Below are 14,445 nucleotides of genomic sequence, written 5' to 3' on the forward strand. Positions count from 1 at the left end.
GCCCAGGGGCCGGCACTGATATGGATCAACAGCCGGCGACAATCCGTCGCGCTTTCTCCAGGCGCTTGCTGCGCGCCGCCTCGGCAATGCGCAGCAGGCCCTGGTCGCGCTGCCACAGCCCGGCCCAGTGCGCCGGGCCGGCGGCCAGCGCCGCATCCAGTTCGCCGGCCAATGCCTGCTGCTCGGCGAACAGGCCGGCCAGCAACAGGTGCGTAGTGGCCGCATTGGGCGCCTGCCGCGCCACCTCGGCGCAACCGGCCAGCAAGGCCTGCAGACGCAGCAGCAGGGGTTCGGGCCAGGCGCATTCACGCCCCACGCCGGACAGCCACGCGGCCACGGCGGTCAGCACGTGCAGATCCTCCAGGGTGCGGAAGGGTTTGACGTAGTCGTCCCAGCCATCGCCGGCCAGACGCTCGCCCTGCGCCTGATCCAGGTGCAGGCGGGCATGACCGATGTCGGGCATCAGCGGCAGCGCCGGCAAGGCTTCGATGCGTACACCCGGTGCGCCCTGGCGAACCACGCCGAGGGCCAGGCGCGGCGACTCGTCCGCCGCCTCCTCGCGAGCGGCCACCAGCAACCAGTCGGCGCACTCGGCGGCGGTGACGAAGTCCTTGCGGCCACTGACGTACAGGCCGTAGATGCGCGTGCTCATGTCCGCCGGACGGGTGCTGCGGTTCTCCGTCACGCACAGGGCGCCGGCCGTCCACGGCGCTGCGGGCCAGAGCACCCGCAGCGCCGCCTGGTAGCCGGCAAGAAAGGCCAGGCCCGGCGTGGCCGCGCGCAGGCCGCCGACCAGCGCCAGCTCGAACGGAGCCGGCGTCCCCCCCAGGCTGGCCAGCAAGCGGCCATACCAGTCCTCCAGGCCCTGCTCCGCAGACAGACGCTCGACAGGCTGAAACAGGCTCGACCAGGGCATCGCAGATCTCCTTCGCAGCGCCTCGGGCGCCGTCACATAAGCATCAAAAAAGCGTCACGGTGATGACACCACACCGACCTAGCCTGAGCTTGCCCAACAAGATCGACCGGCTGCAAGTAGCCAGCCGGCACACGGAGGATCAGGCATGACTCAAACCGCTCGCCGTCTGCAGGCCGAACGCCTGCAAGGCCCCGCCGCCCTGCGTGAAGCTCAGGCCTTGCGCTACCGCGTGTTCAGCGCGGAATTCGACGCCAAGCTCAACGGTGCCGAACTGGGTCTGGACATGGACGACTACGACATTCACTGCCGCCATATCGGTGTGCGCGACATGCAGAGCGGCGAGCTGGTGGCCACCACCCGCCTGCTCGATCACCAGGCCGCTGCCGGCCTGGGCCGCTATTACAGCGAGGAAGAATTCGCCCTGCACGGCCTGACCAGGCTGGAAGGTCCGGTACTGGAGATCGGCCGCACCTGCGTCGACAGCGCCTACCGCAACGGCGCCACCATCGCCGTGCTCTGGGGCGAGCTGGCCGAGGTCCTCAACGAGGGCGGCTATCGCTACCTGATGGGCTGCGCCAGCATTCCCATGCAGGACGGCGGCATCCAGGCGCAGGCGATCATGCAACGCCTGCGCGAGCGCTACCTGTGCACCGAGCACCTGCGCGCCGAACCCAAGCACCCGCTGCCGCAGCTGGACCTGCCGGGCAACGTCATCGCCGAGATGCCGCCGCTGCTCAAGGCCTACATGCGCCTGGGCGCGAAGATCTGCGGCGAGCCCTGCTGGGACCGCGACTTCCAGGTGGCCGACGTGTTCATCCTGCTCAAGCGCGACGAGCTGTGCCCGCGCTACGCTCGCCACTTCAAGGCCGCGGTCTGAAACGCGCTGGCGGCGGCGCGCCCTGCCCGCCGTCGCCGGCAGACAATCCGGCCGGCCATCGCCAAACGCCGTCATCCGTGGATAATGCCGGCACTCGTTTTCAAGCGGAGGCCTCGATGGCCAAACTGCGTCTTTCCCTGCGCCTCTTTCATCTGGCCCTGGTGATCGCCTTCGGCGCACTGCTGGCCGGCGTCGTCAGCCTGTGCGAGCGCGTCGCCCGGCATGACCTGATGCCCTTGCGCCAACGCCTGACCCGCTGGTTTCTCGCGCGCCTGGGCGGCGCCCTGCCCTTTCGCGTGACGGTCGCCGGCGAGCTGCCTGCGCAGCCGATGCTGTGGGTGGCCAACCACGTGTCCTGGACCGACATCCCGCTACTCGGCGCCCTGCAGCCGATTTCCTTCCTGTCCAAGGCGGAAGTGCGTGCCTGGCCGGTGGCCGGCTGGCTGGCACACAAGGCCGGCACCCTGTTCATCCGCCGTGGCTCGGGCGACAGCAACCTGATCGGCCAGCAGATCGGTCGTCACCTGCAGCAGGGTCACAACCTGCTGATATTCCCCGAGGGCACCACCACCGACGGCCTGGCCGTGCGCACCTTCCATGGCCGCCTGCTGAGCAGCGCCATCGACAGCGGCGTCGCCCTGCAGCCCGTGGCCATCCGCTACCTGCGCGCCGGCCAGCCCTGCCCGGTGGCGCCGTTCATCGGCGACGACGACATGCTTTCGCACCTGCTGCGCCTGCTTTCCAGCCCGGCGGGCGAAGTCGAGATCCGTCTCCTCGAGCCGATCCCCAGTGCCGCGCGCAGCCGCAACGAACTGGCGCGCCACAGCCAGGCGATCATCGCCAGCGCCCTGCAGGCGGACCTGCCACTGGGTCAGGCCGAAGCGGCCTGACCGGACACCCTCAGGCGGCTGGCGGAACGATCAGCGCGTCGCTGTCGATCGTCGCCAGCAGGCGGTTGGCCACGCTGCCCAGGAAGAAACGCGAAACGCCCTCGCGCGCATGCGTGCCGAGCACCAGCAGATCGCCGCCGGACTGGCGCAGGGCGTCGCCGACCACGCCCTCGGGCGAACCGATCTGTACCAGCAGGCGTTCGTGATCGAGGTTCACCCCGACTTCGGCCAGCCGCTCGCTCACCTGCTGACGCTGCACGTCCCGCTGGTCCTCCAGCACCTCGGCGCTGATCCCGACCTCCATCACCGCACCGGCGGCCACCGGCTCGACCGCGCTGGCGACATGCAGCTGCTCAGGCACCAGCAGGCCCAGCTCACGCGCGCGCACCAGGGCCTGTTGCGCGGTCCGCGAGTGGTCCATCGCCAGCACCGCATGGCGGTATGCATGCGTCACCGGGCCGTTGACCCGCAGCACCGGCAGATGGCTGCTGCGCACCACCCGCTCGAGCGTGGTGCCGGAGAAGAAATCACGCAGCGGTGATTTGCGGTGCGCCCCCACCACCAGCAGGTCGGCGCCCATGCCCTGGGCACTCTCGACGATGACCACGTCCGGCTCGCCGGTGCCGACCAGCACCTGCGGGCGGCAACCCGCCTGCTCGGCCAGTCGCTGCGCCTGGCTCTGCAACAGGGTCTCGGCCTGCTGCACCTGGCGCTGGACGATCTCGACCGGCGCGTCGTCATCGATCACATGCAGCAGGCACCACTCGCCACCGCCCTGCTGACGGATCAGTTGCACGGCACGCTGCACCGCATGCGCCGAGCGCTCGGACAGGTCGGTCGCTACCAGAATCTTGATCATCTCGTTTCCTCCATGCGTTTAACACCGAGTTACATTCAAGCCTCTCCTGACCCGCCACTCGTTGATGCAAGTCAGGTCGGGGGCGGTAAAGCCAACTAGGGTATCCCTGACGATTCGCTCGGCCGACGGATACGGCCCACCGCAGGAGACACGCCCCATGGGCAACCGCCCCTCTGAACATAGTGACCGCGCCTGGCACGAATTGACTGCACAGCAGGCCCTCGATGCGCTGCACAGCGCGCCGGGCGGGCTCGACAGCGAGCAGGCCCGGGCGCGCCTGCAGCAGCACGGCGCCAACCGCCTGCCGCCCCCGCAGAAGCGCGGTCCGCTGCTGCGCCTGCTCTACCAGTTCCACAACGTGCTGCTGTACCTGATGCTGGGCGCCGCGCTGATTGCCGCCCTGCTCGGCCACTGGGTCGACACGGCGGTGATCCTGGCGGCGGTGCTGATCAACGTGGTCATCGGCTTCATCCAGGAGGGCAAGGCCGAGAATGCCCTGAACGCCATCCGCGACATGCTCTCGCCGCACGCCATGGTGCGCCGGGACGGCGAGCGCCACGAGATCGATGCCGAGCAGCTGGTTCCCGGCGATGTGGTGCTGCTGGTCTCCGGCGACAAGGTGCCGGCCGACCTGCGCCTGCTCAGCGTGAAGAACCTGCTGGTGGAAGAAGCGGCGCTGACCGGCGAATCGGTACCGGTGGAAAAGTCCGTGGCGCACTGCCGCCAGGACGCCGCCCTGGGTGATCGCCGCTGCATGGCCTACTCCGGCACCCTGGTCAGCAGCGGCCAGGCCAGCGGGCTGGTGGTCGCCACCGGCGCGGACACCGAGCTGGGCCGCATCGGCGCCATGCTGCAGCAGGTACAGGCGCTGTCCACCCCGCTGCTGCGGCAGATCGAGCAGTTCAGCCGCTGGCTGGCGGTGATCATCCTGGTCCTCGCCCTGGCCACCTTCATCCTCGGCACGTTCTGGCACGGGCAGAACCCCGGTGACATGTTCATGATGGTGGTGGCGCTGACCGCCTCGGCGATCCCCGAGGGCCTGCCGGCCATCATGACGGTGATCCTCGCGCTCGGCGTCCAGCGCATGGCCGGGCAGAACGCCATCGTGCGGCGCCTGCCGGCCGTGGAGACCCTGGGCTCGGTGACAGTGATCTGCTCGGACAAGACCGGCACCCTGACCCGCAACGAGATGACCGTACAACGCGTGGTCAGTGCCGAGCGTGTCCTCGACGTCAGCGGCGTCGGCTATGCGCCTGAGGGCGCCTTCCATCTGGACGGCCAGCTGCAGGAACCCGACCACGCCCTGCTGGAAACGGCGCGTGCGGCACAGCTGTGCAACGACGCCCACCTGCAGCAGGACGCGCATGGCCACTGGCGGCTGCACGGCGACCCCACCGAAGGCGCGTTGCTGACCCTGGCGCTCAAAAGCGGCCTCGACATCCAGGCGCTGCAGGCGCAACTGCCACGCAGCGATGCGATTCCGTTCGAGTCCGAGCATCGCTTCATGGCCACCCTGCATCACGACCATGCCGGCCAGGGCCTGGTCTACCTCAAGGGCGCCCCCGAGCGCCTGCTGGACATGTGCGCCAGCCAGCGCCTGGCCGATGGCAGCGATGCCCCGCTGGACGCCGACTACTGGCGACGCCAGGCCACCGATCTGGCCGCCCGTGGCCTGCGCCTGCTGGCCCTGGCCAGCAAACCGGCGGCGGCCAGCCAGCGCACCCTGAACTTCAGCGACGTGGAGACGAGCCTGACCCTGCTGGCGCTGGTCGGCATCATCGACCCGCCGCGAGAGGAAGCCATCGCCGCCGTCGCCGAATGCCAGCAGGCCGGCATCCGGGTGAAGATGATCACCGGCGACCACGCCGAAACCGCGCGCGCCATCGGCGCCCAGCTGGGCATCGGCATCGGCCTGCCGGCGATGACCGGCGCCGAGCTGGAGCTGCTCGACGACCGCCGCCTGCGCGAGGTGCTACCTGGCGTGGAAGTCTTCGCCCGGGCCAGCCCCGAGCACAAGCTGCGCCTGGTACAGGCCATGCAGGACAGCGGTGAGGTGGTGGCGATGACCGGTGACGGCGTCAACGATGCCCCGGCGCTGAAACGCGCCGACGTCGGCGTCGCCATGGGCCACAAGGGTACGGAGGCGGCCAAGGAGGCCGCCGAGGTGGTGCTCGCCGACGACAACTTCGCCACCATCGCCGGCGCCGTGCGCGAAGGCCGGGCGATCTACGACAACCTGAAGAAATTCATCCTCTTCGCCCTGCCGACCAACGGCGGCCAGGCGCTGATCGTGATCTTCGCCATCCTGTTCCAGGCCGTGCTGCCGCTGACCCCGGCCCAGGTGCTGTGGATCAACATGGTCACCTCCTGCACCCTGGGGCTGGCCCTGGCCTTCGAGCCCAGCGAGCGCGGGCTGATGCAGCGCGCCCCGCGCGCCCCCGACGAGCCGCTGCTGTCGGCCTTCTTCGTCTGGCGCGTGCTGATGGTCTCGGTGCTCATCGCCAGCGCCGGCATCGGCCTGTTCCTCTGGGAGCTGGAACTCGGCAACAGCGTGGAAAGTGCCCGCACCATCGCGGTCAACGCCGTGGTGATGTGCGAAATCTTCTACCTGTTCAACAGCCGCAGTCTGCTTGGCCCGGTGCTCAGCCGCGAGGGGCTGCTGGGCAACCCGGCCGTGCCGCTGACCATCGCCCTCTGCCTGGTGCTGCAACTGCTGTTCACCTACGCGCCGCCGCTGCAGGGCGTGTTCGGCTCCGAGAGCATGAGTGCCGACGAATGGCTGCGGGTGCTGCTCGCCGGGGTGACGCTGTTCGTCGTCGCGGAACTGGAGAAATGCCTGGTGCGGCGCTGTGGCCTGCATGCCCGGGCGACCTGAGCAGGCGGATGCGTCGCCAGGCGCTGCGCCTGGCCGCCTGGGAGGCACTTGCGCGGCGACGCTAGCGCACAGCGTTCAGCTCGGCCTCGGCGAAGGCCATCAGCTCGGGGTAGAAGGCACGAAAGTCGTCGCTGAGCGGCACGTACAGCCGCTCGAGCTCGACCAGGCTGCCGTCGAGCAACTGCGGTCGTGAAAGACGCCGCTGCATGCCGGCAATCACCTGCTCGAGCACGGCGAACTCGCGATAGCTGCCGAGCCAGTCCTGCGCCGCCATGCGCGGCGCCATCAGCGCCAGACGTCCCGGCAGCGCCGGCTCGGCGGCCAGTACCCGGTACACCTGCCCGGTGAACTGCTGCAGCGGCTGTTCGGCGTAGTCCTGCCAGTCGCGCGCCAGGCAGTGGTCGAAGAACAGGTCCAGCAGCATGCCCGCCATGCGCCGTCGCTCGAGCGGGAAGCGTGCCCGTGCGCGCGCCTGCAGCGGATGGCTGTCGGTGAACGCATCGATACGCCGATGCAGGCGGATGGCGGCCTCGATATCGGCGGGCCACTGGCCGTTCAGCGGCCCTTTGACGAAGTCGCCATACAGGCTGCCGAGCAGTTGCGCTCGCGTGTCGCCACCCAGGTGCAGATGAGCCAGATAGTTCATGCCACGAGCTTAGCGCCAGACGCCGGACAATCGAAGCCGTCGATGGCGACTATCGGGACAATCGATCTGTATATCGACTCGAAGCGATATAAGGTTCGCCACATGACGATACACACCGACAGCGCCATGGACATCGACCTCGACGCCATCATCAAGGCCCTCGCCCACCCCGTACGCCGCGACATTCTCGACTGGCTGAAGGAACCCGAGCGCCACTTCCCCGAGCAGGAGCACCCGCTGGAAATCGGCGTGTGCGCCGGCAAGATCTTCCTGCGCACGGGGCTGTCGCAATCCACCGTCTCCGCCCATCTGACCACCCTGCAACGCGCCGGTCTGGTGACCAGCCGCAAGGTCGGCCAATGGCACTTCTTCAAACGCAACGACGAGCTGATCCAGGCCTTCGTCGAGCGTCTCGGCCAACAACTCTGAACCCGGAGGTAACACCATGCCCACTCTGTTCGACCCTATCCAGATCGGTGATCTGCAACTGGCCAACCGCATCATCATGGCCCCCCTGACCCGCTGCCGCGCCGACGAAGGCCGCGTCCCCAATGCGCTGATGGCCGAGTACTACGTGCAGCGTGCCTCGGCCGGCCTGATCATCAGCGAAGCCACTGCCGTCACGCCGATGGGCGTCGGCTACCCGAACACCCCCGGCATCTGGTCCGACGAGCAGATCCGTGGCTGGAGCAACATCACCCACGCCGTGCACGCCAACGGCGGCAAGATCGTGCTGCAGCTGTGGCATGTGGGTCGTATCTCCGACCCGATCTACCTCGACGGCGAGCTGCCGGTAGCGCCGAGCGCCATCCAGCCGGCGGGCCACGTCAGCCTGGTGCGTCCGATGAAGAACTTCGTCACCCCGCGTGCCCTGGAAACCGAAGAGATCGCCGATATCGTCGAGGCCTACCGCCAGGGTGCCGAGAACGCCATGGCCGCCGGCTTCGACGGCGTGGAAATCCACGGCGCCAATGGTTATCTGCTCGACCAGTTCCTGCAGAGCAGCACCAACCAGCGTACCGACCGCTATGGCGGCAGCCTGGAAAACCGTGCCCGTCTGCTGCTGGAAGTGACCGACGCCGCCATCTCCGTATGGGGCGCAGGCCGCGTCGGCGTGCACCTGGCGCCGCGTGCCGACGCCCACGACATGGGCGACGCGAACCGCGCCGAGACCTTCGGTTATGTCGCCCGTGAGCTGGGCAAGCGCGGTATCGCCTTCATCTGCGCCCGCGAGAAGGAAGACGACGACAGCCTGACGCCGCAACTGAAGCAGGCATTCGGCGGCGTGTTCATCGCCAACGAGCGCTTCACCAAGGACCAGGCCAACGCCTGGCTGGCCGACGGCAAGGCCGACGCGGTGGCCTTCGGTGTGCCGTTCATCGCCAACCCGGACCTGCCGGCACGCCTGGAGCAGGATGCCGCCCTCAACGAGCCGCACCCGGACACCTTCTACGGCTCCGGCCCGGTCGGCTACATCGACTACCCGCGCCTGTAATCGCCAGCCAGGCCCCTCCCACGGCGTGACACCTGTGGCAGGGGCCTGGCCCGCGACCAAGAAAAACGCCCCGCAATGCGGGGCGTTCGTTCATCCGGCGTAGCCTCAGCGCCGATCGATCTGCTGCTGCAGGTTGACCACCTGGCTTTGCAGCGTATTGATGTTGCGCGTCATCTGCGCGCGGAAGGCATCGAACTCGGCGGTGTTCGGGCCGGCGCTGGCAGCCGGACGATTGTCCAGCTCGCTGCGCAGTACCAGCAGGTCCTGCTCCAGGCTGCGAATGGCCTGGCTCGGGTCGCCCTGCTTCTGCAGCGTCTGGACATCGCCAGCGAGGCTCTTGATACGGCTGTCGAGCTTGTCCAGCGCCGCCTGCGTCGCCTTGGCATCGCCCTGCGCCGCCTTCAGTGCCGTCTGCTCGCTGGCCAGCGCCTGCACCCGCTTGTCGAGCTCGGCACTGGCGCCAACGCCGCTCTTCAGCTCGCTGCCCAGTTGCTCGACGCGCTTGTCCAGCGCGGCCTGTGCGGTCGCGCCCTGCTGTTGTTGCTTGGCCAGTTCGGCCAGGCGGTTTTCCAGTTGCTTGACCTGCAACTTGAGCGCCTCGCTGCCGCTGGTGACGCTGGACTCGGTGGCCACCACCTTGCCGGAAATGTCCTGGATGCGTCCGGCAGCTTCCTCGCTGATGCGCGCGAAGCTTTCCTGGGTCGCCACCAGGCGCTGCTCCATCAGGCCGATCTGCTGCAGGCTCCACCAGCCCAGCCCGGCCAGGGCGAAGCTCAGCGCACCGACCAGCGCCCACAGCGGCCCGGTGCTGGCGCCCTTCACCACCGGCGCCTTGGCGCTGCTGGCGCGGGGGCTGCGCGGTGCGGGTTCGTCATGCAGGTCGGCGTAATCCTCGCGGCGCTCGGGGGTCAGGCTGGGCAGGTTGTCGAGCTCGTCGTTGGCGTCGTTGCGCATGGTCAAACCTATGGGGGAAAGGGGTGAACGAAACTGCCGCGCAGTATACCGATTCGCCACTGGCGCATCAGCGCCGCGCCAGGGAGGTGCGCGGCGCACCGACGAAGGGCGCGACAGGGCCATCGACCCGGCCACGGCCCAGCAGTTCCGCGAAATTTGAACTGGTACGCACTTTGCTTTTCCAGTTGTCGTGGGCACGCCGACCCGGTGTCGCTCACAAGCCAGCAGGCGGCCTGAAAGTTCTGCAAAGCACGAAAAGGAGTCGGTTCCAGGTTCTGGCGAGCCAGAGCGATGCAAGGCGCAGACAGATGAGCTGGCGCCGTTCACCAACAGTGACGGCAGCCTGACGTTCCAGCCTGTTTGCAACGCGGCAACGCCCACGCTCGATCGACCGCGAACGGACTCGAAGCAGTGTCCCAGCCAGAGGACGAGGGCTGGCGCGATCACGGATGGCGACGGACGCCGCAGACCGTGATCCTTCAACCAACCGGGGGAAGTGGCAATGGAACTGAACAAAGAAGTACTGGACTGCATGAAGACACTGCGTCGCCGTCTGCGCGACGAGCTGGCGGTCGACATCCGCCTGAGCCAGAGCGATGTCATCAGCGCCATGCTCGACGGCAGCCTGCAGTCCAACGACGAGGAAACCCGCCGCCTGGGCCAGCGCCTGGCCGAGCTGTCCGATCAGCCACGGCGGGCCACCGTCACCCCGCTGGCCACCGTCGAAGTGCCGGTCGGCGAAGCGACCGGCTCCGTGCGCATCTACCGCGGCCAGCGCATCTACGCCTGATCGCCACACTGCACCTGCCACCAGGTGCAGAACTCATCCAGCGCATCCCACAGGCTCGCCGTCGGCTGGTAGTCGAGGAACTCACGTGCGCGATCGATGTTCAGCGAGAAGTCCCTGGCCATCACCGCCACGCCGAGACGAAACAGGCCCGGCTCGGGCCGTCCCGGCAGCATCCGGCAGATGCCCTCGTTGAGCGAGGCGGCGGCATGGGCCAGGGCGAACGGCATGTGCCGCGTGACCGGCGGCAGTTCCAGCCGGCGCAGCACGTAGTTGACCACGTCCCACAGCGGCACCGGCGTACCGTTGCTGATGTTGTAGACCTGCCCCAGCGCCGGGCCGCCGACCTGCAGCGCGCTGAGCAAGGCCGCGTTGAGGTTGTGCACACTGGTGAAGTCGACCTTGTTCAGGCCATTGCCGATGATCGCCAGACGGCCCTTGCGCTGCATGCCGATCAGTCGCGGGAAGATGCTGGTGTCGCCCGCGCCGGTGACGAAGCGCGGGCGCAGGGCGATCACCTCCAGGCCGAATTCCTGGGCGCCGAACACCTGCTGCTCGGCCAGGTACTTGGTCTTGCCGTAATGATCGGAAAAACGCTTGGGTACCTGCTCTTCGCGGATATCGACGTGGGCGCGCCCGTCGAAGTAGATCGACGGTGAGGACAGGTGCACCAGGCGCCGTACCTTCTGCTTGAGGCAGGCCTCGATGACGTTCTCGGTCACCGTCACGTTGGCCTGGTGAAAATGCGCGTAGTCGCCCCAGACGCCCACCGCGCCCGCACAGTGCACCACCGCCTCGACATCCCGACACAACGTCCTCGCCAGCTCGGCATCGCCCAGGTCGCCCTGGACGAACTCGGCGCCACGCTTGATCAGGTGCTGCACGCCATCCGCACGCCGGCCGTTGACCCGCACCGTCAGGCCCTGCTCGAGCGCGAAACGAGCGAAACGCCCACCGATGAAACCGCTCGCGCCGGTGACCAGAATCCTCATCGCATCCCCCTGTCGTTCTTGTGTTTGCCGCACTCTAGCAGCGCCAACCCGGCGTCGCCCTGTCGCAGGCGGCCAGAACAGCGACCTGCCAGGCCGCGCACGGAGTCAACGCCCGGCCGGCGTCACCAGCACGGTGGCCGCCGCACGCTGCAGCTGTTGCGTCAGCCCGGCCAGGAGCTCGCCACCGTTGCGCCAGTGATGCCAGTACAGCGGCACATCGATGCAGCGCTCGGGCAACAGGTCCACCAGCCTGCCGCTGGCCAGTTCCTCGCGTACCTGCAACTGCGGCACCAGGCCCCAGCCCAGGCCGGCCTCGGCCATGCGCACGAACCCCTCCGAGGACGGACACAGGTGATAGGCGAACGCACCGCTGACGCCCAGCTCGGCCAGGTAGCGGTGCTGCAACTGGTCGTCCGGCCCATAGACGATAGCCGGTGCGCGGGCCAGCGCAGCTGGGCTGACGCCCGAGGAGAAATGCCGGGCGATGAACGCCGGGCTGGCCAGGGCGCGGTAGCGCATCGCCCCGAGGGCCAGGCTGCGCGCCCCGGCCACGGGACGTTCGGCGGCGCACACGCAACCGGCCACCTCGCCGGCACGCATGCGCTTGAGCCCGACGTCCTGGTCCTCCACCACCAGGTCCATCAGCACCCGCTGGCTGGCGCAGAACTCGGTGGTGGCTGCCGCCCACCAGGTGGCCAGGCTGTCGGCGTTGATGGCGATCCGCAGGCGCTCGGGAGCGCTCTGCTCGTCCAGCCCAGGGACCTGGCCCTGCAGGTCGCGTTCGAGCAGGCGCACCTGCTGCACGTGGTTGAGCAGACGGCGGCCGATCTCGGTGGGCGCAGGCGGCAGCGCGCGCACCAGCACCGGTTGGCCGACCCGCGCCTCGAGCAGCTTGATGCGCTGCGACACGGCCGACTGCGACAGCCCCAGCACCTGCGCGGCGCGCTCGAAACCGGCCTGCTCCACCACCGCGGCCAGGGCCGCCAGAAGTTTGTAGTCGAACAATCGATTTTCCTAATGAGTGATCAGCAATATTTGTTTCTCTTATACATCCAGGCTCAGCAGAATCGCCAGCATTCACTCGATCAGGAGCCCGCCATGTCCGGCGAAACCAACCTCGCGCGACTGCTGCAGAGCATGACGCCGCACCTCAACCCCGGTCAGTACGTATTCTGCTGCGTCGCCGCCGATCACGACTGCAGCGCCCTGCGCCCGCTGGCCAGCGTGCAGGAAGCCGAAGGCCTGACCCTGGTGCTGCCACGGGAAAGCGCCGATGCCCACGGCCTGAGCTACGACTACGTCGCGGCCTGGATCACCCTGCAAGTGCATTCGTCGCTGGCGGCGGTGGGCCTGACCGCATCCTTCTCCGCCGCCCTGGCGCAGGCCGGCATCAGTTGCAACGTGGTCGCCGGCTTTCACCACGACCACCTCTTCGTGCCCAGCGAACGCGCCGAACGGGCACTGTCCACCCTGCGCGCCCTGGCGGCGTCCTCCCTGCCGGAATCCGCCTGATGTGGCAGAGCTATAGCAACGGCCTGCTGGTCGCCATCGGTCTGATCATGGCCATCGGCGCGCAGAACGCCTTCGTCCTGGCGCAGAGCCTGCGCCGCGAGCATCACCTGCCGGTGGCGGCCCTGTGCATCCTCTGCGATGCGCTGCTGGTCGCGGCCGGGGTCTTCGGCCTGGCCACCCTGCTGGCACAGAGCCCGACGCTGCTGGCCATCGCCCGCTGGGGCGGTGCGGCCTTCCTGATCTGGTACGCCAGCCAGGCGCTGCTGCGCGCCGTACGCCCCCAGGCGCTGCAGGCCAGCGGCAGCGAGCCGCGCTCGTTGCGCGCGGTGATGCTCGCGGCGCTGGCGGTCACCCTGCTCAACCCGCACGTCTACCTCGACACGGTGCTGCTGATCGGTTCGCTGGGCGCCCAGCAGCCCCAGCCTGGCGCCTATGCAGCCGGCGCCGCCAGTGCCTCGCTGCTGTGGTTCAGCGCCCTGGCGCTCGGCGCGGCGTGGCTCGCCCCCTGGCTGGCCCGCCCGCTGACCTGGCGCCTGATCGACCTGGGGGTCGCGGCGATGATGTTCGCGGTGGCGGCACAACTGATCCTCGGCGCGCTGTAATCGCGCATAATGCCCCTGGCTCATTACGCCAGGAGCAACAATGGATACCTTGCATGGCATGCGCGTGTTCGTTCAGGTGGTCGAGCGCGGCAGCTTCACCGCCGCGGCGCAGGCGCTCGACCTGTCCACGGCACAGGTGTCACGGCTGATCGCCGACCTGGAGCAGCACCTGCAGGCGCGCCTGCTGCAGCGCACCACGCGGCGCCTGGCCCTGACCGAAACCGGCGAACGCTACCTGGAGCGCTGCCGGCAGATCCTCGAGCAGGTCGACGAGGCCGACGCCGAAGCCCGCGGCGCTCACCAGACCCCCAGCGGTCGCCTGCGCGTGCACACCATGACCGGCCTCGGCCTGCAGCACGTCACCCCGCTGATCGCCCGCTACGCCGAGCACCACCCCCAGGTCGTGGTGGAGCTGACCCTGGCCCAGCGCACCCCCGACCTGCTCGAAGACGGCCACGACGTGACCATCGCCTTCGCCCGTGACCTGCCGGACTCGCAACTGGTCGCGCAGCACCTCGGGGCGATCCACAGCGTGATCTGCGCAGCCCCCAGCTACCTGGCCCGGTACGGCATCCCCACGCAGCCGCAGGACCTGCAACGGCACCGTCACCTGCGCCTGACCGACCCGCTGTATCGCGGCCAGTGGGATTTCGGTGACGAACAACTTGAGGCCCTGCCGAGCGAATGCTTTCAGGTCAACGTCGCCGAGGCACTGGTCAAGGCCGCCCAGGCCGGCATGGGTTTCTGCCTGCTGCCGTCCTTCGTGGCCAGCCAGCCGCTGCGCGAGGGACGCCTGCTGCGCATCCTCCCGCAACACCGCCTGCGCGCGCTGAACATCTACGCGATCTATCCGTCGCGGCGCTTCCTGGATGCCAAGACCCGCACCTGGGTCGAATTCCTCAAGGCCGAACTGCCGCCTCTGCTGCAGGGCGACGAGGCCATACTGGACGATCCGCAGCACTGGGCGACGGCGGAGAAATTGTTGCGCAAGGGGTAAGGGTCATTCACCCGGAACGCGCTTTTTCGCCTGTGCACGCCTC

15 protein-coding genes are annotated in these 14,445 nt (G+C 68.5%); 9 read left to right on the forward strand and 6 right to left on the reverse strand.

Annotated features, from left to right (window positions below):
- Positions 1-25 precede the first annotated feature (25 nt).
- Positions 26-916, reverse strand: a complete 891-nt coding sequence (locus EPK82_RS19440; protein ID WP_037046993.1) for an acyl-CoA dehydrogenase middle domain-containing protein — start codon at positions 914-916, stop codon at positions 26-28.
- A gap of 145 nt (positions 917-1,061) precedes the next feature.
- Between EPK82_RS19440 and olsB the strand changes: the two genes are divergently transcribed.
- Positions 1,062-1,793 carry an L-ornithine N(alpha)-acyltransferase gene (gene olsB / locus EPK82_RS19445; protein ID WP_037046991.1) on the forward strand — a complete coding sequence of 244 codons (732 nt, stop codon included), beginning with the start codon at positions 1,062-1,064 and terminating at the stop codon, positions 1,791-1,793.
- Between the two features lie 116 nt (positions 1,794-1,909).
- Positions 1,910-2,683 (forward strand): lysophospholipid acyltransferase family protein, encoded by a 774-nt coding sequence (locus EPK82_RS19450; RefSeq protein WP_134677725.1) that lies wholly within the window; start codon positions 1,910-1,912, stop codon positions 2,681-2,683.
- A gap of 10 nt (positions 2,684-2,693) precedes the next feature.
- Here the strand turns inward: EPK82_RS19450 and EPK82_RS19455 are convergent, their stop codons facing one another.
- Positions 2,694-3,542 carry a universal stress protein gene (locus EPK82_RS19455; RefSeq protein WP_037046986.1) on the reverse strand — a complete coding sequence of 283 codons (849 nt, stop codon included), beginning with the start codon at positions 3,540-3,542 and terminating at the stop codon, positions 2,694-2,696.
- A gap of 157 nt (positions 3,543-3,699) precedes the next feature.
- Here EPK82_RS19455 and EPK82_RS19460 point away from each other — a divergent pair, with 157 nt between their 5' ends.
- Complete coding sequence (locus tag EPK82_RS19460; RefSeq protein ID WP_134677726.1) at positions 3,700-6,417, forward strand: cation-transporting P-type ATPase; 2,718 nt, start codon at positions 3,700-3,702, stop codon at positions 6,415-6,417.
- A 61-nt stretch (positions 6,418-6,478) separates the two neighbouring features.
- Here the strand turns inward: EPK82_RS19460 and EPK82_RS19465 are convergent, their stop codons facing one another.
- A complete protein-coding gene (locus EPK82_RS19465; protein WP_037046980.1) occupies positions 6,479-7,063 on the reverse strand; it encodes an acyl carrier protein phosphodiesterase in 585 nt (194 codons plus the stop codon).
- Positions 7,064-7,189: 126 nt separating this feature from the next.
- On the opposite strand from EPK82_RS19465, the gene EPK82_RS19470 reads away from it, so the two are divergent.
- Together EPK82_RS19470 and EPK82_RS19475 are read left to right on the forward strand one after the other, a co-directional pair.
- A complete protein-coding gene (locus EPK82_RS19470; RefSeq protein WP_037047412.1) occupies positions 7,190-7,492 on the forward strand; it encodes an ArsR/SmtB family transcription factor in 303 nt (100 codons plus the stop codon).
- Between the two features lie 16 nt (positions 7,493-7,508).
- Complete coding sequence (locus tag EPK82_RS19475) at positions 7,509-8,558, forward strand: alkene reductase (protein WP_134677728.1); 1,050 nt, start codon at positions 7,509-7,511, stop codon at positions 8,556-8,558.
- A 105-nt stretch (positions 8,559-8,663) separates the two neighbouring features.
- Here the strand turns inward: EPK82_RS19475 and EPK82_RS19480 are convergent, their stop codons facing one another.
- Positions 8,664-9,512 (reverse strand): ATPase, encoded by an 849-nt coding sequence (locus tag EPK82_RS19480; RefSeq protein WP_134677729.1) that lies wholly within the window; start codon positions 9,510-9,512, stop codon positions 8,664-8,666.
- A gap of 502 nt (positions 9,513-10,014) precedes the next feature.
- On the opposite strand from EPK82_RS19480, the gene EPK82_RS19485 reads away from it, so the two are divergent.
- On the forward strand, positions 10,015-10,302 hold the full coding sequence (locus EPK82_RS19485; RefSeq protein WP_037046969.1) for a hypothetical protein: 288 nt from the start codon (positions 10,015-10,017) through the stop codon (positions 10,300-10,302).
- Here EPK82_RS19485 and EPK82_RS19490 read toward each other — a convergent pair.
- Entirely contained in the window at positions 10,293-11,291 is a 999-nt protein-coding gene (locus EPK82_RS19490; RefSeq protein ID WP_134677730.1) for an NAD-dependent epimerase/dehydratase family protein, read from the reverse strand. The two genes, EPK82_RS19485 and EPK82_RS19490, sit on opposite strands and share 10 nt — an antisense overlap.
- 105 nt (positions 11,292-11,396) lie before the next feature.
- Complete coding sequence (locus EPK82_RS19495) at positions 11,397-12,296, reverse strand: LysR family transcriptional regulator ArgP (protein WP_134677731.1); 900 nt, start codon at positions 12,294-12,296, stop codon at positions 11,397-11,399.
- Positions 12,297-12,389: 93 nt separating this feature from the next.
- Between EPK82_RS19495 and EPK82_RS19500 the strand changes: the two genes are divergently transcribed.
- Genes EPK82_RS19500 through EPK82_RS19510 form a run of 3 tightly spaced genes read left to right on the forward strand, consistent with a single transcriptional unit; the run spans position 12,390 to position 14,402 of the window.
- Positions 12,390-12,803: an ACT domain-containing protein gene (locus tag EPK82_RS19500; protein ID WP_047587431.1), complete on the forward strand. Its 414-nt coding sequence runs from the start codon at positions 12,390-12,392 to the stop codon at positions 12,801-12,803.
- A complete protein-coding gene (locus EPK82_RS19505; RefSeq protein WP_134677732.1) occupies positions 12,803-13,405 on the forward strand; it encodes a LysE/ArgO family amino acid transporter in 603 nt (200 codons plus the stop codon). The genes EPK82_RS19500 and EPK82_RS19505 overlap by 1 nt, the downstream gene beginning before the upstream one ends.
- Positions 13,406-13,445: 40 nt before the next feature.
- Positions 13,446-14,402: a LysR family transcriptional regulator gene (locus EPK82_RS19510; protein WP_134677733.1), complete on the forward strand. Its 957-nt coding sequence runs from the start codon at positions 13,446-13,448 to the stop codon at positions 14,400-14,402.
- Positions 14,403-14,445: the final 43 nt, after the last annotated feature.

This window comes from Ectopseudomonas khazarica, assembly GCF_004521985.1.
Classification (GTDB): domain Bacteria; phylum Pseudomonadota; class Gammaproteobacteria; order Pseudomonadales; family Pseudomonadaceae; genus Aquipseudomonas; species Aquipseudomonas khazarica.